We start from the raw sequence: 17,697 nt of genomic DNA, 5'->3' as shown, positions 1-17,697 counted from the left end.
GCGATGAGCGCGGAACCCTTCAAGGTCTGGCAGTGCCGCACCTGCGGCTACATCTACGACGAGGAACAGGGCGATCCCGCCGAGGGCCTCGCGCCCGGAACCCGCTGGGCCGACATCCCCGCCGGCTGGATCTGTCCGATGTGCGGAACGCCGAAGTCCGACTTCGACATGATCGAGCTGTAGGCGTTCCCGCGATGACGAAAGTTTAAGGCGGGTCTCGCGCCGCGCCCCCTTCCGCTCGAAGCTTCGCAGCACAATGTTCGGCGTCGAGCGGAAGGGAGACCCTCATGAGCGAGACGTTCCACCTGGCCCAGGTCAATGTCGGCCGCCTGAAGGCGCCGATCGATCATCCGATGATCAAGGACTTCGCCGACAACCTCGACCGCATCAACGCCCTGGCCGAGGGCTCGCCCGGTTTTGTCTGGCGGCTGAAAGGCGACGGCGACAACGCCACGGACCTGGCGATCGGCGACGACCCGCTGTTCATCCCGAACCTCTCGGTCTGGACCGACATCCCGTCCCTTGGCGCCTTCGTCTATCGCAGCGGCCACATCGAGATCATGCGCCGCCGCCGCGAGTGGTTCGAGCACATGGACCTCTACATGACGCTGTGGTGGGTTCCGGCCGGCCACACGCCGACCGTCGAGGAGGCGCTGGAAAAGCTCGCCCACCTGGAAGCCCACGGCCCGACGCCGGCCGCATTCACCTTCAAGTCGCCCTTCCCGCCCCCGAGCGGCGAGGCGGTGGCGCCGGAATTGGATCAGTGCGCGTAATATCCGTCCGACGTGACTGACATTCCGCCCGAACGGTGCTACAGGCCCGCGCCATGAAAGCCGCCGTCGTCGTTTTTCCGGGTTCGAACTGCGATCGTGACTGCAAGGTCGCCATCGAGCGCTCCGCTGGGGCGCGTGTCGAAATGGTCTGGCACCAGGAGACGGCGCTGCCGGACGACCTGGACCTGATCGTGCTGCCCGGCGGCTTCTCCTACGGCGATTATCTGCGCTGCGGCGCCATGGCGGCGCTGAGCCCCGTCATGAAGGAAGTCGTCGCCGCCGCCGACAAGGGCGTGGCGGTCGTGGGCATCTGCAACGGCTTCCAGGTGCTGACCGAAGTGGGCCTGCTGCCCGGCGCCCTGCTGCGCAACGCCGGCCTGAAGTACGTCTGCAAGCCCGTCGAGCTCGATATCGTCAACGGCCAGACCCGCTTCACCGCCGGCTACGGCGAACAGCGCCAGGCGGTGATGACGGTCGGCAACGGCGAGGGCAACTACTTCGCCGACGAGGAGACCCTCGACCGGATCGAAGGCGAAGGCCAGGTGGTGTTCCGCTACAAGGAAAACCCCAACGGCTCGGCCCGCGACATCGCCGGCATCGTCAACGCCAAGGGCAACGTCCTGGGCCTGATGCCCCACCCCGATCGCGCCTTCGACGCCGACCTCGGCTCGGAGGACGGCGCGGTGCTGTTCCGCAGCATCTTCCAGAGCGCCTAGGCGCTCTGCTCTCGGACAAAAATGGGCTCCGGGACGCTGTTACAGTGTAGCAGCCCGCCAATCCCGGTCCTAAGGTGCCGCTCTCTGTAGGAGGGCCCATCATGCGTTTCGTTTCCGCCTTGCGCGCCGGCTTGCTCGCCGCCGCGGCCGCTTCCGTGTTCGCCGTCGCCGCGCACGCCCAGATCACGGCGATGACGCCGGACATCGACGGCAAGTACGTCCAGACCAAGGTCAATTACGACTACGACAAGCGCGTCGTGATGGTGCCGATGCGCGACGGGACCAAGCTCTACACCGTCATCGTCGTGCCCAAGGGCGGCAAGAACCTGCCCATCATGCTGACCCGCACCCCCTACAACGCCGCCAAGCGCGCCGCCCGCGCCGACAGCCCACGCATGGTCGCGGCCATGCCGCAGGGCGACGAGCCGTTCGTGGCCGACGGCGGCTATATCCGCGTCTTCCAGGACATCCGGGGCAAGTACGGCTCGGAGGGCGAGTACGTGATGACGCGCCCGCTGAAGGGGCCGCTGAACAGCTCCGAGGTCGACCACTCCACCGACGCCTACGACACCATCGACTGGCTGGTGAAGAACGTGCCCGAGACCAACGGCAAGGTCGGGATGCTGGGCAGCTCCTACGAGGGCTTCACCGTCGTGATGGCGCTGGTCAATCCGCACCCGGCCCTGAAGGCCGCCGCGCCCATGAGCCCGATGGTCGACGGCTGGATGGGCGACGACTGGTTCCAGTACGGCGCCTTCCGCCAGATCAACTTCGACTACTTCGCTCGCCAGACGACCGTGCGCGGCGCGGGCGAAGGCGTCCAGCGCCAGGGCTATGACGACTATTCCAACTTCCTGCGCGAGGGCTCGGCCGGCGACTACGCCAAGAACCACGGCCTGGACAAGCTGCCCTGGGCCCAGAAGCTGTTCGCCCACACGGCCTATGACAGCTTCTGGAGCGAGCAGGCGCTGGACAAGACCATGGAGAAGACGCCGCTGAAGGTGCCGACCATGTGGATCCAGGGCCTGTGGGACCAGGAGGACATCTGGGGCGCGGTTCACTCGTACCCGGCGCTGGAGTCCAAGGACAAGAACAACGACATGAACTACCTGGTGCTGGGCCCGTGGCGGCACAGCCAGGTGAACTACGACGGCTACAACCTGGGTCCGTTCAAGTGGGACGGCGACACCGCGCTGCAGTTCCGCCGCGACGTGCTGAAACCCTTCTTCGACCAGCACCTGAAGGACGCCGCCAAGGCCGACACCCCGCCGGTCCTGATCTATGACCCCGGCCAGAACAAGTGGAACCGCTACGCCAGCTGGCCGCAAGGCGGCACGGACGCCAAGACGACCAAGAACCTCTATCTCGGCGCCAACGGCGGCCTGTCCTTCACCGCGCCCGCGGCCACGAAGGGCGCGGCGGCCTATGACGAGTATGTCTCGGATCCGGCCAAGCCGGTGCCCTATGTGCAGCGCCCCGTCCAGTTCGCCGACGGCGACCGCTGGAAGGCCTGGCTGGTCACCGATCAGCGCCACGCCGAAAGCCGCACCGACGTCGTGACCTACGTCACCGAGCCGCTGAAAGAGCCGCTGAAGATCGCCGGCGTGCCGAAGGTGAACCTGTTCGCCTCGACCAGCGGCACGGACAGCGACTGGGTGGTGAAACTGATCGACATCTATCCGGACGAGGTTCCCAGCCAGACCGAACTAGGCGGCTACGAGCTGCCGGTGAGCATGACCATCTTCCGCGGCCGCTATCGCGAGAGCTTCAGCCAACCCAAGGCGCTGACGCCGAACAAGGCGCTGAAGTACGAGTTCATCCTTCCGACCGCGAACTACACCTTCAAGCCCGGACACCGCATCATGGTGCAGGTCCAGTCCAGCTGGTTCCCGCTTTACGATCGCAACCCGCAGACCTTCGTGCCGAACATCTTCTTCGCCAAGCCCAGCGACTACGTGAAGGCGACGCAGCGGGTGTTCCACGCCGGCGACACGGCCAGCTTCATCGAGCTGCCGGTGGTCGACGCCAAGTAGCCAAAAAGAAAGGCCGGCGGATCACCGCCGGCCTTTCCTCTACGGAGAGATTTTCGAGGTCAGCGCTGGTCGCGCCGTTCCTCGGTTTGACCTGCCTGGTCGGCCTGACCGCCTGGATTGCGGCCTTGCTCGTTCTGGCGCGGCTGGCCTTGCTGTTGTTGCTGGCCCGGCGCCGGGCGTTGTTGGTCGTTCTGCTGCTGCTGCGGATTGCGGTCGTTGTCAGCCATCGGGCTTCTCCTTGGTTCACAGCGCGCTCGTGACGCACGTGAAAAGAACGAACCCGGAGTCGACCCGTTCCTCCGGTCAAGCCGCCTTAATTGCAGCTAAGCTCATGAAATATCGGATATTCACGCCATCTATGGGGGCGCAACCAGAGGCGATCAGCATGACGCGCTCCGGCGCCGCCAACCTCTGAGACCCCGGGGAAGCCGCCAGTCGCGAACTTGTCACGACGCTTGCCAATACTGTCGGAGAGGATGACCATCTTCTCTACTCTAGCGGGATGATCGCCATGGCCGAGATCACCGATCCTCCACCCCAAGTCGTTCTGGACGACCTATCGGCGCTGTCGACCGTGCTGGCGCAAATCCCCCCCAAGACCGACGGCGACAATCTGCTGATCGGCACGTGGAACATCCGCGCCTTCGGCAACCTGACCAAGACCTGGGCCAGCCAGCCCGGAGACTCTCCGCGCCGCGACTTCCACGCCTGCGTGCTAATCGCCGAGGTGCTGTCTCGGTTCGACATCGTCGCGATCCAGGAGGTGAAGGCCAATCTTCGCGCCCTGCGCCACACCTTGAAGAGGTTGGGTCCCGACTACGGCTTCGTCATGACCGACGTCACATATGGCCAGCCCGGCAACGGCGAAAGGCTGGCCTATGTCTTCGACACGCGGCGGGTGAAGCTCTCGGGCCTGGCCTGCGAACTGGTGGTGCCCGAGGACATCGACACACCGTTCTCCTCGCCCGCCAACGCTTTTCAGCGTCAGTTCGTCCGCACGCCCTACGCGGTCGGCTTTCAGGCCGGCGAACAGACTGTCGTGCTGGTCACGCTGCATGTGATCTATGGCGCGGCCAGCCAGGATCGCGTCGCCGAACTGACCGGCATCGCCAAGTGGCTGCGCCAGTGGGCCGAACAGGAGGACGACTTCGGCCACAACCTGATCGCCATGGGCGACTTCAACATCGACCGCCACGGAGATCCGTTGTGGCAAGCCTTCACGTCCACGGGTCTCACGCCGGCGCCAGGCTTGCTGAAGGTGCCGCGGACCCTGTCGTCATCGCTGGACACCCCCGATCTAAAGAGCTTCTTCGACCAGATCGCCTGGTTCGAGACCGTGAGGGGCAGGCCCTATTTGTCGCTGAAGTACCGCCAGGCGGGCGGCGTGAACTTTCAGGGCGTGGTGCTGAAAGACCTGAACCGCACCGAGTTGTCCTGGCGGATTTCGGACCATTATCCGCTGTGGGTCGAATTTGGCCTCTAGGCGCGCCCGGTTTGCGGGACCTCCGCCGCTGACAGGGCTCTTGGAATCCGCTAGACCCCGCGTCCATGAGCACGCCCCAAAAGCCCATGGCCGAATTGGCCGCCGAGTTCGGCCTGAAACCCGCCGAGTACGACGTCGTTCTGAAGCGTCTGGGCCGCGAGCCCAACCTGGTGGAGCTGGGCGTCTTTTCGGTGATGTGGTCCGAGCACTGCTCGTACAAGTCCTCGAAGAACCAGCTGAAGAAGTTCCCGATCAGCGGTCCGCGCGTGATCTGCGGCCCGGGCGAGAACGCCGGCGTGATCGATATCGGCGACGGCGACGCGATCATCTTCAAGATGGAAAGCCACAACCACCCCTCGTATATCGAGCCCTACCAGGGCGCGGCGACGGGCGTGGGCGGCATCATGCGCGACGTCTTCACGATGGGCGCGCGGCCGATCGCGCTGTTGAACGCCCTGCGCTTCGGTGAGCCCGACCATCCCAAGACCAAGCGCCTGGTCGACGGCGTGGTCGCCGGCATCGCCGGCTACGGCAACTGCGTCGGCGTGCCGACCGTCGCGGGCGAGACCAATTTCCACAAGGGCTACAACGGCAACATCCTGGTCAACGCCATGTGCGTGGGCCTGGCCAAGGCCGACAGCATCTTCTACTCGGCCGCCCCGGGCCCGGGCCTGGCGGTCGTCTATTTCGGCTCCAAGACCGGCCGCGACGGCATCCACGGCGCGACCATGTCCTCGGCCGAGTTCTCGGAGGACTCCGAGGAGAAGCGTCCGACCGTGCAAGTCGGCGACCCCTTCGCCGAAAAGTTGCTGATCGAGGCGACGCTGGAGCTGATGGCCACCGGCGCGGTCGCCGCCATCCAGGACATGGGCGCGGCGGGCTTGACGTCCTCGTCGGTCGAGATGGCCGGCAAGGGCGGCGTCGGCATCGAGCTGAACATGGACATGGTTCCTCAGCGCGAAGAAGGCATGAGCGCCTACGAGATGATGCTGTCGGAAAGCCAGGAGCGCATGCTGGCGGTTCTGAAGCCCGGCCGCGAGCAGGACGGCCACGCCATCTTCGAGAAATGGGGCCTGGACGCCGCCGTCATCGGCTACACGACGGACACCGGCCGGCTGGTGCTGAAGCACCACGGCGAGACCGTTTGCGACGTGCCGCTGGCCCCGTTGTTCGACGATGCGCCGCTGTATGACCGTCCCTGGGTCCAGCCCAAGCTCGACCCACGCCTCGACCCGGGGAGCATCCCGGCCCCGATCGATTGGACGCAAGCGGTGCTGAAGGTCGTCGGCTGCCCCGACATGGCCTCCAAGCGCTGGCTGTGGGAGCAGTACGACCGTCACGTCATGGCCGACACGCTGGAAGACAGCGCCACCGGCTGCGACGCGGGCATCGTGCGCATCCACGACAGCGGCAAGGCCATCGCGGTCACCAGCGACTGCACTCCGCGCTACGTCCAGGCCGACCCGTACGAGGGCGGCAAGCAGGCGGTCGCCGAGGCTTGGCGCAACCTGACGGCCGCCGGCGCCCTGCCGATCGCCATCACCGACAACCTGAACTTCGGCAGCCCCGAAAAGCCCGAGACCATGGGCCAGATCGTCCGGGCCACCGACGGCATGGCCGAGGCCTGCCGCGCGCTGGACTTCCCGGTCGTGTCGGGCAACGTCAGCCTCTACAACGAGACCAACGGCGTCGCCATTCCGCCAACCCCGACCGTCGGCGCCGTGGGCCTGCTCGAGGACTACGACCTGCGCACGGGCTTCGGCAACGTGGCCGAGGGCGACACGCTGGTGCTGATCGGCGAGACCCACGGCGAGCTCGGCGCTTCCATCTATCTGCGCGAGATCCTGGGCCGCGAGGACGGCGCCCCGCCGCCGGTCGACCTGGCCGCCGAGCGCAAGAATGGCGACTTCGTGCGCGGCCTGATCAGCTCGGGCCTGGTCGCGGGCGTCCACGACCTGTCGGACGGCGGCCTGCTGGTCGCCGCGGCCGATGTGGCCCTGGCCAGCAAGGTCGGCGTCGCCCTGAACGCCACCAGCCAAGCTCACGCGCATCCGTACCTGTTCGGTGAAGACCAGGCTCGCTACCTGATCGCCACGCCCGACGCCGACGCAGTTCTGGAGGCGGCCAAGGAAGCCGGCGTCCACGCCATGGTCGCTGGCGTCGCCGGCGGCGAGACCTTCGCCTCTGAAGGCCTGTTCAGCATCCCGCTCGCGACCCTGCGCGCGGCGCACGAAGCTTGGCTGCCGGGCTACATGAACGCGCCCAAGGCCTGACTGGAAGGATCGACAGTATGCGTACCCTGGCCCTGACCGCCCTCGCCGCCCTGCTGCTCTCCGGCTGCGCGCCCACCGCCCAGCCGACGGCGCCGACGGCCGAGACCCTGGCGTCCGCCTGTTCGGCCAAGGGCGGGACGATCCAGCCCGTCGGCAAGGCGCAAATCCCGACCTGCGTCACGCCCTATGCCGACGCCGGCAAGGCCTGCACCGACAAGAGCCAGTGCCAGGGCGCCTGCATCCTGGAAGGCAATCTCGAGCCGCAAGGCGCCGTCACCGGTCAGTGCCAGAAGACCGATCGCCAGTTCGGTTGCTACGCCAAGGTCGAAAACGGCAAGGCGACCGCCGCGATCTGCGTGGACTGAGGACGGGCGCGTTCTTGCCAGCCTTGGACTAGATCTCCAGCAGGCTCTCGACCGGGGCCGTAAGACGAACCGTCAGACCCTCCGGCCCGAAATCCCTTTCGACGCCGCCATTTCCAGTCAGACCCAAGCCGACAAGGCGGGATCCGAAACCCTTGCGCTTGGGCGCGGTGGCGGGCGGCCCTCCCCGTTCGCGCCATTCCATGAACACAGCGCCGTCCTCGCGGGTCCAGCGGACCAACACACGGCCGTCGGCCCGGGTCAGGGCGCCGTACTTGATCGCATTGGTGGCCAATTCGTGGATCAGCAGCGAGACGTTCTGGGCGATCGGCGCCTTCACCACCAACTGCGGCCCTTCGACATGAAACCGGGCGCGGTCGACCAGGCGCCCCAAGGCCGTCTCAACGAGACCCTGCAGATCCGCGCCGTTCCACTCGTGTTGCAGAAGCACGTCATGGGCGCTGGCCAGGGCGTGGAGCCTGTCATCGAAGGCCTGAACGCGCTCCCGGTCCGGGACGTCGCGAAGTGTCTGCTGGGCGATGGCCTGCACCAGGGCCAGGGTATTCTTCAGCCGGTGAGTGGTCTCGCCCATCACCAGCGCGCGTTCCCGCTCGAGCACGACCTGCCCCGTCGTTTCGATGGCGATGTCGATAATGCCCTCGACCCGATCGCCGTCACGCAAGGGGCTGTAGGAGAAGGTCCAGTAGGTGTCTTCGGGAGAACCGTTCCTGGTCATCACCAGGTGCATGTTCTCCATGTAGACTCTCTCGCCCGCCCTGGCTTTTTGGATCAGGGGCGCGATGTCGTCCCAGACGTCTGACCAGACCTCGTGAATTGGCCGGCCCAAGGCCTCCGGATGCCGGGCTCCCAGAAACGGAATATAGGCGGCGTTATAGATCAGCGTCTGCTCGGGACCCCAAGTCGCGCAAGCCGCGAAATCGGTCCCCATGATTATGTCGTAGGTTGTTTTGAGCGCCGCCGGCCAAGATTCCTTGGAACCGAGCGGCGTCTGGGCCCAATCGAACTTATCTATGCTCTTGGGCACTGGTGGATCTCACGACGCCTCGGCGCCTGCATTTTACCATGACACCCAGCCTCGCCCAGCAATTGGCTCCGCAAAAAGCAGGAGCGCATCCCTGGAAACCAGATCGTCTATCCATGGCGCCGCCAGGGGACGCCCGCAACTAGGCCGCGTGACTTCGGCCCGACCAACGCGCCACCGCCTCCAGGAGCTTCGACGGGCTGATCGGCTTACCCAGGTGGTCGTCCATGCCGGCGGCCAGGCAGTTGGCGACCTGTTCGGGCAGCACGTTGGCGGTCATGGCGATAATCGGCGTCGCCGCGCCCCGCGCGCCTTCCAGGGCCCGAATTTCGCGGGTGGCGGTGAGGCCGTCCTTGACCGGCATCTGAACGTCCATCAGCACCAGGTCGAACTCGCCTTGCCGCATGGCCTCGACGCCGGCGACGCCGTCGTTGGCGGTTTCCACGACCACGCCGAACGGCTCCAGCATCGCCCGGACCAGTTCGCGGTTCACGGCGTTGTCCTCGACCAGCAGCAGCCGGACTCCGGACTCCGCGTTGAGAGGCTCGACGATGTCGGTGGGGGCCGAGGGCGCGTCGGCCACAGGCCCCCGCACCTCGAACCAGAAGGTGGAGCCCTCGCCCTCGACGCTGTCGACGCCGATCCGGCCGCCCATATGCTCGATGATGCGGCGCGAGATGGCCAGGCCCAGGCCAGTGCCGCCAAACCGTCGCGAAACGGCCGCGTCAGCCTGCGAGAAGCGGTCGAAGATCGCCTCGCGGTTCTCGGGCGCGATGCCGATGCCGGTATCGATCACCTCGCCGCGCAGCACCGCCTGATCGCCCTCGACCACCTGGCTCAGCCGCACCGTGATCGCGCCGCGGGCGGTGAACTTCACCGCGTTGGACAGGAAGTTCAGCAGAACCTGCGACAGGCGGGAGCCGTCCAGGTTCATCGGCGCGATGGCTTCCGCGGTCTCCACGACGACGGCCAGGCCCTTGGCGCCCGCCCGCTCCTCGACCAGGGTGGCGCAGGACGAGGCCATGGCGGCGGGATCGAAAGGCGCGGGGTCCAGCTCCAGGCCGGCCGCCTCCAGGCGCGAGAAGTCCAGCACGTCGTTGACGACGCTGAGCAGGGTGTTGCTGGCGTCGAGAATATGGCCCGCCTGACGAGCGGCCGTCTCGTCCAGCCGTCCCGACCGACGCAGCACCTCGGCGAAGCCGATGATCGCGGTGAGCGGCGTGCGCAGCTCGTGGGTCATGTTGGCCAGGAAGTCGGACTTGGCGGCCGAGGCCGCCTCGGCCAACTCCAGCGCCTTGGCGATATCCAGCTCCAGCCGCTTGCGTTCGGTGATGTCGCGCGAGGTCACCAGCAGGATGCCCGAACCGTCGCCCAAACGCGAATAGGAGCTCTCCAGCCACATGACGGACCCGTCCTTGCGGAAGCACTCATAGTCGACGCTGGCGGGCGGCCCGCCTGGGGTGAGGCCGCGTATCACGTTCTGGACGCGCTTGAAGTCCGGTCCGCTGACCATGGCTGTCGGCGGCAGGTTCAGGAACTCCTCGGCGCTGTAGCCTGAGATCCGTTCGATGCTGGGAGAGCTGTAGAGCCGCTCGCCCTTCGGACTCCAAAGGGCGACGTGGTCGGTCAGGTTGTCGCCGAGGAGGTGGTACAGCCGATCGACCTCGCGATACTTGGCGAGGGCTTCCTCGGCTTCCTCGACCGCCTTTTGCTTGCTTTGAAGGCTGGCGGAAAGCGCGTCGCGCAGCTCCTCGAGGTGGAGGCGTTGGCCGGTCAGCCAGTAGGTCAGAGGCGAGGCCACGATCGAGGCGATGATCACGGTTGTCGCGGGCGTGAAATCCGACGGAGCCCCGCGTATCAAAACGTTGAGAACGTAGTCGGCCGCCAACGCTGCGCCAACGATCATGGCGACGATCGGCAAGGCCTTGAGCACACGCTCCTTCACGCCGGCGATATTGATCTTCTGCCTCCCTGCGTATGACCCCACGATGCCCTGCGCCGGTTCAGGGAGAAATGAGAATTTTCAACCTCACGCCCTAGGTCAGCCCGCTTTGGGTCAAGCTAGCGCCCGGACGCCTTGGCGACGCTATCCAGTTCTCGTTCCAGCGCCAGGCTCGCTTGGACCACGGTCGCCACGGAACGCTTGAAGAAGTCCTGGGGCACCGTGGCGAAGTCGTCGGCGGGCTTATGATACTCGGGATGGTCCTCGACGCCGAAATAGACCCAGGGCAGGCCCTTTTCAGCGAAAGCGTAGTGGTCGGACTGGTTGGTCCAGTTGTTCTCCTTGCCTTCCGCGTCGGTGTCGTGACCCAGCTTCAGGGTGACGGGCGCGGTCATCGCCACCTTGACCAGGATCGGCTTCAGATACGGGAACGGCGCGGTCCCGGAGACGTAGAGTTCGTTCTTCGGGTTCTTGCTGAGCATGTCGAAATTGACGTTCAGCGCGATCGTCTCCAGCGGAACGGGGGGCGCGGCGGCGAAGGCGCGGGCGCCGCGCAGGCCGCCTTCCTCGGCGTCGACCACCGCGAAGATCACATCATGCTTGGGCGGCTGGGCCTTGAACGCCTCGGCCACGGCCAGCAGGCCGGCCACGCCTGAGGCGTTGTCATCGGCGCCGTTGTAGATCTCGCCGTCGCGGACGCCGAGGTGGTCGTAGTGGGCCGAGACGACCATCGCCTTGCCGCCTTCCGTACCCCTGATGCGCGCGATCAGGTTCACGCCCTGGACGGTCGAGCCGTCGCGCTTGGCGAAGGTGAACGGCTGCTCGAACCGCTCGCCGATGGGCGTAAGGCCGAGCTGGGCGAAGCGCGAGAGGATATAGGCCCTGGCCTTCTCCGACCCCGGCGTGCCAGGAGCGCGCCCCTGCATGTCGTCGGCCGACAGGATGCGGACGTCCTCCAACGCCTTATCGCCCGGCCCGGCGAAGGCGGGATGCGCAACGCTCATGGCAATGGCGACGGCGAGCAGAGCGGAGCGGGCGCGGGAAAGCTTGATCATGCGCTTACATGCCGTGCGCCGCGCGGCGAATTCAATTAAATCTCGCCCGGGGCCCAGGACGACGTACGATCGATTTTAAGACATCCTGTCCCAGTAAAGCTTTCGCAGACCGGAGTTCCCGCCGTGCCCATGTCCCACGCCGAGCTCGAAGCCCGCCTCACCGCGGCCTTCCCCGATTCCGAGATCGTGCTCACAGACCTGGCCGGCGACAACGACCATTGGAAGGCGCGGATCGTTTCGCCCGCCTTCAAGGGCTTGCCCCGCGTGCGCCAGCACCAGTTGGTCAACAGGGCGCTGGCCGACGTGCTGGGCGGAACCCTGCACGCCTTGGCCCTCGAAACCGCCGCCCCCGCCGACTAGGCCGCCCCGCGTGCGCTATCGTCCCTTTGGCAAGTCGGGCGTGGCGATATCGGCGCTGACCTTGCGCCTGGGCGACGCCGTGGGCCACGAGGCCCCGGCCGCGCGCGATCTCGTGCTCGCGGCGCTGGACTGCGGCGTCAACAGCATCCAGATCGACGGCGTCATGGATGGACTGAGGCAAGGCGCCCGAGAGGCTTTCGCCGCCGTCGAGCGCCAAGAGCTGTTCGTCACCTTGCGGGTGCGAGGCGCGCCGGAGCAAACGCTGACGGCCGCGTTCGCGGCGCTAGGCCTGGACCGGACGAACCTCGTCCTGGTCAACGATCCGCAAGGCCCGTCCCTGCCTCCGGCCCTGGAGAGCGATCTGCGCGCCCTGCGCCAGAAGGACGACGCCCCCGGCCTAGGTGTCGCCACACGCGGCGAGATCGATCCGGTTCTGCTGGGCAGCGACCTGCTGACCGCCGTCGCCACCCCGTTCAACCTGGCCTCGGGCCTCGCCGAACGCCAACGCCTCCGCGACGCCGAGCGCCAGGGCCTGGCGGTCTTTGGCGAGGATTTCTGGCCGCAGGCCCTCCGTGAGGGCGGACGGCCCCTCCCCCGCCCCTCACTGTGGCGGCGACGCACCGATCCGCTGCTGGACATCGGCGGCTATGATTTCCTGGATGACACGCCGGGCTGGAGCAGCGACGAGATCTGCCTCGCCTATGCCCTGACCGAACCGGCCCTGACCTCGGTCTGCGTCACCGTCGATCGGGCCGCCGAGATCCAGCGGCTGGCGTCTGTCGTCGATCGCGAGCTGCCTGACGGCGTCCGCGCTCAGATCGAGCTAGCCCGCTTTTCGGCTCAGGAACGTGAAAAGGCCGCCAGTCGGGCTTGATGGTCGCACTTGACCCCGCCCCCGGCGGCGCCTAGCTGAGAGCCTTCGCCAAGGATCCTTTCTCCATGACCGACGCCGCCACCTCCCCCGCCCTCGACTTCATCGCCAAGACCGTGGCCGAGAACCCGGTCGTGGTGTTCATGAAGGGCGTGCCCGATCAGCCGCGCTGCGGTTTCTCGTCGGTCGTGGTGCAGATCCTCGACCACCTGGGCGTCGCGTTCGTCGGCGTCGACGTCTTGCAGGACGACGATCTGCGCCAGGGCGTCAAGACCTTCACCGACTGGCCGACCATCCCCCAGCTCTATGTGAAGGGCGAATTCGTCGGCGGCAGCGACATCGTCCGCGAGATGTTCCAGTCGGGCGAGCTGAAGACCTTCCTGGCCGAACAAGGCGTGCTCGCGGCGTAATCCGCGTGAGCCCTCAGGCGAAGTGCATAGCGGTTCGCCGCTTGGAGGGCTCACCCTCTAAAAACAACGCGCGGCGACGCGCGTGAGCCGGCTGTTCGTCCCGCCCTCTGACGCCTTTTCCCTGACCTTCGAGCCCAAGGCGTCGGACATCGACGCCAACGGCCACGTCAACAACGTGGTCTATCTGGGCTGGGCGCAGGACCTCGCCATCGCCCATTGGGAAGCCTGGGCCAGCGACGAGCAGCGGGCGCCGTGGAGCTGGGTCGCGCGCCGTCACGAGATAGACTACCGCCGCGAGCTGCTGCCGGGCGAGATCGCCACGGGCTACACCTGGGTCGGCGAGCTGAAGGGACCGCGCTTCGAGCGCTATGTCCGCATCGACGGCCCCGACGGCGAGATGTGCGCCCAGAGCCGCACGGATTGGGTCCTGATCGATATCGCCGCCAAGCGCCCCGCGCGGGTGCTTCCCTGGATGGTCGAGCGCTTCACGCCGAAGGGCTGATGACCGGATTGGCGATCACGATCCGCTCGCCACGCTTCAAGCCCAACTCTTCATAGCTGAACGTCATGTCCGCCCAGCCCCTCGGGCCCTTGCACGTCTCCAGCCGCCGCCGGGCGAAGGCGACCACCGCGCGGCCATCCTGGCGATCCACCCGGAACACCATGTTGGCGCGATCCGCGCAGCCTCGGCTTTCGATCCGGATCGTCACCGCGTGACGGCCAAGCGAGACCATGAGCAGCGGCTCGAGCTCGGGCCAGGTCTCGCCGGAAACCAGCCGGGGCGTCGTCGCGCAACCCACCAGCGCGAAGGTCGCGCCGGCGAGCATGAAACCCCTGCGTGAAATGCGCCCGCTCATCGACCTCTGTACGAACCACTCGAACTGAGTTGAAGATCACCCGTCGCTGGGCGCCTGACCAGTCTTGGAGTGAGTCTTCGTGCGCATTCGTTCTGCTTTCGCGGCCCTCGGATGGGCCGTCGTTCTGGCCGCCGCTTCCATCGGGCCAGCCTCCGCCGCTTCGGACGACCGGAAACTGGACGCCGAGATCGACCGACTGAGGGATGCGGGCAAGATTCCCGGCGTGGCCGTGGCGCTCGTCGAGAATGGCAAGCTCGCCTATGTAACGGCTCGCGGCGTACGCAACGCCAAGGGCGATCCCCTGACGCCGGACACCGTGATGTACGCGGCCTCGGTGACCAAGGCGACATTCGCCTATTACGTCATGATGCTGGTCGACGAGGGCAAACTGGACCTCGACAAGCCGATCGCGACCTACCTTCCCAAGCCCCTGCCCGACTACAAGGCCTATGCAGACCTGGCCAACGACCCGCGCTGGCGCGAGATCACGCCGCGAATGCTGATGACCCATTCGGCCGGCTTCCCGAATTTCCGCTGGCTGAATCCCGACGAGAAGCTGGACATCAAGTTCCAGCCAGGAAGCCGCTACGCCTATGCGGGCGAAGGCATCAACCTGATGCAGTTCGTCATCGAGCAAGGCCTGGGCTTGAATGTCGGCGAGGAGATGAACCGGCGGCTGTTCCAACCGCTGGGCATGACGCGGTCCAGCATGATCTGGCGCGACGACTTCGCCGGAAACCTCGCCGACGGCCAGGACGAGAACGGCAAGTGGGAGCCCCACGACGACCGATCCAGCGTCAAGGCGGCCGGCTCGCTGGACACCACGATCGGCGACATGGGCAAGCTGGCGGCCGCCATGGCCTCGGGTTGGGGCCTTTCGGCCAAGGCCCGCGCCGAGTTCGCCAAGCCCAGCCTACCGATCAAGAGCGCCCACGAATTCCCCACCCTGACCACCGAGGAGAACCCGGACAACGCCAAGATCGGGCTGGCGGCCGGCATCGGCGTGGTCGTGTTCGACGGCCCTCAAGGTCCTTCGTTCTTGAAGGGCGGCCACAACGAGATCACCGACAACATGCTGGTCTGCGTCGGAAAGGGCCGCCGCTGCGTGGTCATCCTGACCAACAGCGGCGTTGGCCAGCGGGTCATCCCGGCTCTGGTCAAGGCCGCGCTCGGCGAGACCGGCGCTCCCTGGTCCTGGGAGTATAGCCGGCTGCCCGCGCTGACGCCCTAGGCCCTAGCCCCAGGGACCGGCCTTACCGCCCAGGCCGCTGGGCCGAACCGCCGGTTCCGACACGGGAACCGCCGCGCGCCGCGCGCCCTGCCGCACGCCCAGGCGCATCAAAGCCTCGACCCGGTTGCGAGTGGCCGGATGGGTCGAGAAGAGGCTGTCCGCGCCCTTCCCGGCCAGCGGGTTGATGATGAACATGTGGGCCGTGGCCGGATTGCGCTCGGCCTGCACGTTCTCATAGCCGCCGCGCGCGTAGGCTTCGATCTTCTCTAGAGCGCGGGCGAGCGAGTCGGAGTCGCCCGCGATGTGAGCGCCGACGCGGTCGGCCTCGTATTCGCGGGCCCGGCTGATGGCCATCTGCACCAGCATCGCGGCGATCGGGGCCAGAATGGCCAGGGCGATCGCGCCGATCATCCCGCCAAGGCCGCCGCCATTGCCTTCCTCGTCGCGCGAACCGCCGAAGAAGAAGGCGAAGTTGGCGAGGGCCGAGATCGCGCCGGCGATCGTCGCCGTGACAGTCATGGTCAGAGTGTCGCGGTTCTTCACGTGGGCCAGCTCGTGGGCCATCACGCCGCGGATCTCGTCGCGCGTGAGCAGCGACAGCAGGCCCGTGGTGGCGGCGACCGCCGCGTGGGCCGGATCGCGGCCGGTGGCGAAAGCGTTCGGCTGGACGCTGTCGATGATCGTGATGCGCGGGCGTGGCAGACCGGCCTGGGCCGCCATTTCAGCGACGTCGCTCGCGTAGTTGCGGATCAGCGGCTCCGGGTGGCTCTCGTCGACCTCGACGGCGCCGTAGGTCCGCAGCACGATCTTGTCGGCGTTCCAGTACGAGAAGGCGTTCATCGCCACGGCCAGGACCAGGGCGATCGCCATGCCGGTCGGGCCGCCGATCAGGTAGCCGGCGCCGGCGAACAGAGCCGTCAGGCCCGCCAGCAGCATATAGGTCTTGAAGTGGTTCATCGGTTTGTCTGTCAGTCGAAGATGTCGAACAGGTCGAAGCGCTTTTTCTTCTTATAGCCGTATGCGCCGCGATGGTCGTCGTCGTGACGCTTGTAGCCGTCCGGCCGGTGGTCGTGATGGTGGTCGGGGCGACTATACGGCCGAGGCTGGCCGTAGGCGGCCTGCGCCTCCTCTCGCTCCAGCGCCATCAGCTTCTCGAGTTCGCCCCGATCCAGCCACACGCCACGGCAACGCGGGCACATGTCGAACTCGACGCCAGCGCGTTGCACGGCCTGCATGGAGCCGTCGCAGTTGGGGCACATCAGAAGCGGCATTTAGGAACCTCCGGTCCAAAGGATGGATCGGGTGTTCTCGACCGAGCACGGCGCCTTTCGGGGAGGGGGGCATAGGCGGCCGGACCCAAGACATCGAGAACACCCGATGCGGTCCGACATCACGAGCGCTTGCATCGCTCGCCAGAGGGGCCCGGTCCCGCTGTTACTGAGCTAAGCAGCCACGCGGCGGGCTTCAAGAGGGCGGAAAGAAAAAAGGCCCCGGATCGCTCCGGGGCCTTTTCCGTATCGCTTCGGATCCGACGCTTACGAGGCGTAGAATTCGACGACGAGGTTCGGTTCCATCTTCACCGGATACGGAACTTCCGACAGTTCCGGAGCGCGGACGAAGGTGGCGGTCATCGACTTGGCTTCGACCGAAACGTACTCGCAGAAGTCACGTTCGTTCGAGGCCAGCGACTCCAGAACCAGAGCCATGTTGCGCGACTTTTCGCGAACGCTGATCACGTCGCCCGGCTTGCAGCGGTACGACGGGATGTTGACGCGCTTGCCGTTCACCAGGACGTGGCCGTGGTTGACGAACTGACGCGCGGCGAACGGGGTCGGCACGAACTTGGCGCGATAGACGATGGCGTCCAGGCGCGATTCGAGCAGGCCGATCAGGTTCTCCGAGGTGTTGCCCTTGCGGCGGGCGGCTTCCTCGTAGGTGCGCGAGAATTGCTTCTCGGTCAGGTTACCGTAGTAACCCTTCAGCTTTTGCTTGGCGCGCAGCTGCAGACCGAAGTCCGAAACCTTGCTCTTGCGGCGCTGGCCGTGTTGGCCCGGGCCGTAGGAGCGCGAGTTGACCGGGGACTTCGGACGGCCCCACAGGTTTTCACCCATGCGGCGGTCGATCTTGTACTTGGCGCTATGGCGCTTCGACATAGTCGTTCTTTCTAACGATCCGGGCCGGCTCCCCTCGAGAGAGGTGCGATTGCAACGGCGGCTTCGGGTCAATCCGTCATAAGGTCATCGCGCCGCGCGGCGAGCCGGCGGCGTGAAGGCGCGGTTTATGATCGAA

General features: G+C 66.5%; 20 protein-coding genes. 12 read left to right on the top strand and 8 right to left on the bottom strand.

All coding sequences use genetic code 11. The features are described from left to right. Nucleotides 1–3 precede the first annotated feature (3 nt). The 4 genes from CSEG_RS06100 to CSEG_RS06085 all read left to right on the top strand — a co-directional run bounded on the left by CSEG_RS06100 (nt 4) and on the right by CSEG_RS06085 (nt 3,522). Complete coding sequence (locus tag CSEG_RS06100) at nt 4–183, top strand: rubredoxin (RefSeq protein ID WP_013078381.1); 180 nt, start codon at nt 4–6, stop codon at nt 181–183. Nucleotides 184–287: 104 nt separating this feature from the next. Then, nucleotides 288–773, top strand: a complete 486-nt coding sequence (locus CSEG_RS06095) for a DUF3291 domain-containing protein (protein ID WP_013078380.1) — start codon at nt 288–290, stop codon at nt 771–773. Between the two features lie 53 nt (nt 774–826). Next, nucleotides 827–1,489 carry a phosphoribosylformylglycinamidine synthase subunit PurQ gene (gene purQ / locus CSEG_RS06090; protein WP_013078379.1) on the top strand — a complete coding sequence of 221 codons (663 nt, stop codon included), beginning with the start codon at nt 827–829 and terminating at the stop codon, nt 1,487–1,489. 101 nt (nt 1,490–1,590) lie between these two features. After that, a complete protein-coding gene (locus CSEG_RS06085) occupies nt 1,591–3,522 on the top strand; it encodes a CocE/NonD family hydrolase (protein ID WP_013078378.1) in 1,932 nt (643 codons plus the stop codon). A 59-nt stretch (nt 3,523–3,581) separates the two neighbouring features. Here CSEG_RS06085 and CSEG_RS22835 read toward each other — a convergent pair whose 3' ends face one another. Continuing rightward, nucleotides 3,582–3,749: a hypothetical protein gene (locus CSEG_RS22835; protein ID WP_013078377.1), complete on the bottom strand. Its 168-nt coding sequence runs from the start codon at nt 3,747–3,749 to the stop codon at nt 3,582–3,584. A 284-nt stretch (nt 3,750–4,033) separates the two neighbouring features. Between CSEG_RS22835 and CSEG_RS06080 the strand changes: the two genes are divergently transcribed. The 3 genes from CSEG_RS06080 (at nt 4,034) to CSEG_RS06070 (ending at nt 7,643) form a co-directional block, all read left to right on the top strand. Further along, nucleotides 4,034–5,005, top strand: a complete 972-nt coding sequence (locus CSEG_RS06080; protein ID WP_013078376.1) for an endonuclease/exonuclease/phosphatase family protein — start codon at nt 4,034–4,036, stop codon at nt 5,003–5,005. Nucleotides 5,006–5,070: 65 nt separating this feature from the next. Further along, a complete protein-coding gene (gene purL / locus CSEG_RS06075) occupies nt 5,071–7,278 on the top strand; it encodes a phosphoribosylformylglycinamidine synthase subunit PurL (protein ID WP_013078375.1) in 2,208 nt (735 codons plus the stop codon). A 17-nt stretch (nt 7,279–7,295) separates the two neighbouring features. After that, entirely contained in the window at nt 7,296–7,643 is a 348-nt protein-coding gene (locus tag CSEG_RS06070) for a hypothetical protein (protein WP_013078374.1), read from the top strand. Nucleotides 7,644–7,671: 28 nt separating this feature from the next. Here the strand turns inward: CSEG_RS06070 and CSEG_RS06065 are convergent, their stop codons facing one another. From CSEG_RS06065 to CSEG_RS06055, 3 genes are all read right to left on the bottom strand, one after another. Beyond that, nucleotides 7,672–8,589: a sensor histidine kinase gene (locus CSEG_RS06065; protein ID WP_157038973.1), complete on the bottom strand. Its 918-nt coding sequence runs from the start codon at nt 8,587–8,589 to the stop codon at nt 7,672–7,674. A gap of 235 nt (nt 8,590–8,824) precedes the next feature. After that, nucleotides 8,825–10,669 (bottom strand): PAS domain-containing hybrid sensor histidine kinase/response regulator, encoded by a 1,845-nt coding sequence (locus tag CSEG_RS06060; protein ID WP_013078372.1) that lies wholly within the window; start codon nt 10,667–10,669, stop codon nt 8,825–8,827. A 74-nt stretch (nt 10,670–10,743) separates the two neighbouring features. Further along, nucleotides 10,744–11,628 (bottom strand): M20/M25/M40 family metallo-hydrolase, encoded by an 885-nt coding sequence (locus CSEG_RS06055; RefSeq protein ID WP_407642854.1) that lies wholly within the window; start codon nt 11,626–11,628, stop codon nt 10,744–10,746. Nucleotides 11,629–11,802: 174 nt separating this feature from the next. Here CSEG_RS06055 and CSEG_RS06050 point away from each other — a divergent pair, with 174 nt between their 5' ends. The 4 genes from CSEG_RS06050 to CSEG_RS06035 all read left to right on the top strand — a co-directional run bounded on the left by CSEG_RS06050 (nt 11,803) and on the right by CSEG_RS06035 (nt 13,822). Beyond that, the gene (locus CSEG_RS06050) at nt 11,803–12,039 is read left to right on the top strand and encodes a BolA/IbaG family iron-sulfur metabolism protein (protein ID WP_013078370.1); all 237 of its coding nucleotides are present in this window, start codon (nt 11,803–11,805) and stop codon (nt 12,037–12,039) included. A gap of 10 nt (nt 12,040–12,049) precedes the next feature. Further along, nucleotides 12,050–12,913, top strand: a complete 864-nt coding sequence (locus tag CSEG_RS06045) for an aldo-keto reductase family protein (protein WP_013078369.1) — start codon at nt 12,050–12,052, stop codon at nt 12,911–12,913. Between the two features lie 65 nt (nt 12,914–12,978). Then, on the top strand, nt 12,979–13,320 hold the full coding sequence (grxD, locus tag CSEG_RS06040; protein ID WP_013078368.1) for a Grx4 family monothiol glutaredoxin: 342 nt from the start codon (nt 12,979–12,981) through the stop codon (nt 13,318–13,320). Between the two features lie 82 nt (nt 13,321–13,402). Further along, the gene (locus tag CSEG_RS06035; RefSeq protein WP_013078367.1) at nt 13,403–13,822 is read left to right on the top strand and encodes an acyl-CoA thioesterase; all 420 of its coding nucleotides are present in this window, start codon (nt 13,403–13,405) and stop codon (nt 13,820–13,822) included. Here CSEG_RS06035 and CSEG_RS06030 read toward each other — a convergent pair. Beyond that, on the bottom strand, nt 13,806–14,147 hold the full coding sequence (locus tag CSEG_RS06030) for a hypothetical protein (RefSeq protein WP_013078366.1): 342 nt from the start codon (nt 14,145–14,147) through the stop codon (nt 13,806–13,808). The genes CSEG_RS06035 and CSEG_RS06030 overlap by 17 nt on opposite strands. A 109-nt stretch (nt 14,148–14,256) precedes the next feature. Between CSEG_RS06030 and CSEG_RS06025 the strand changes: the two genes are divergently transcribed. Continuing rightward, on the top strand, nt 14,257–15,408 hold the full coding sequence (locus CSEG_RS06025) for a serine hydrolase domain-containing protein (protein WP_013078365.1): 1,152 nt from the start codon (nt 14,257–14,259) through the stop codon (nt 15,406–15,408). Nucleotides 15,409–15,411: 3 nt separating this feature from the next. Here the strand turns inward: CSEG_RS06025 and htpX are convergent, their stop codons facing one another. The 3 genes from htpX to rpsD form a co-directional block, all read right to left on the bottom strand. After that, nucleotides 15,412–16,365 (bottom strand): zinc metalloprotease HtpX, encoded by a 954-nt coding sequence (htpX, locus tag CSEG_RS06020; RefSeq protein WP_013078364.1) that lies wholly within the window; start codon nt 16,363–16,365, stop codon nt 15,412–15,414. 11 nt (nt 16,366–16,376) lie between these two features. Further along, a complete protein-coding gene (locus CSEG_RS06015) occupies nt 16,377–16,679 on the bottom strand; it encodes a TFIIB-type zinc ribbon-containing protein (RefSeq protein ID WP_013078363.1) in 303 nt (100 codons plus the stop codon). A gap of 264 nt (nt 16,680–16,943) precedes the next feature. Next, entirely contained in the window at nt 16,944–17,561 is a 618-nt protein-coding gene (rpsD, locus tag CSEG_RS06010; RefSeq protein WP_013078362.1) for a 30S ribosomal protein S4, read from the bottom strand. Nucleotides 17,562–17,697 lie beyond the last annotated feature (136 nt).

The sequence above is a fragment of the Caulobacter segnis ATCC 21756 genome (assembly GCF_000092285.1).
Lineage (GTDB): Bacteria > Pseudomonadota > Alphaproteobacteria > Caulobacterales > Caulobacteraceae > Caulobacter > Caulobacter segnis.
This window is presented reverse-complemented; position numbering and strand designations above follow the sequence as displayed.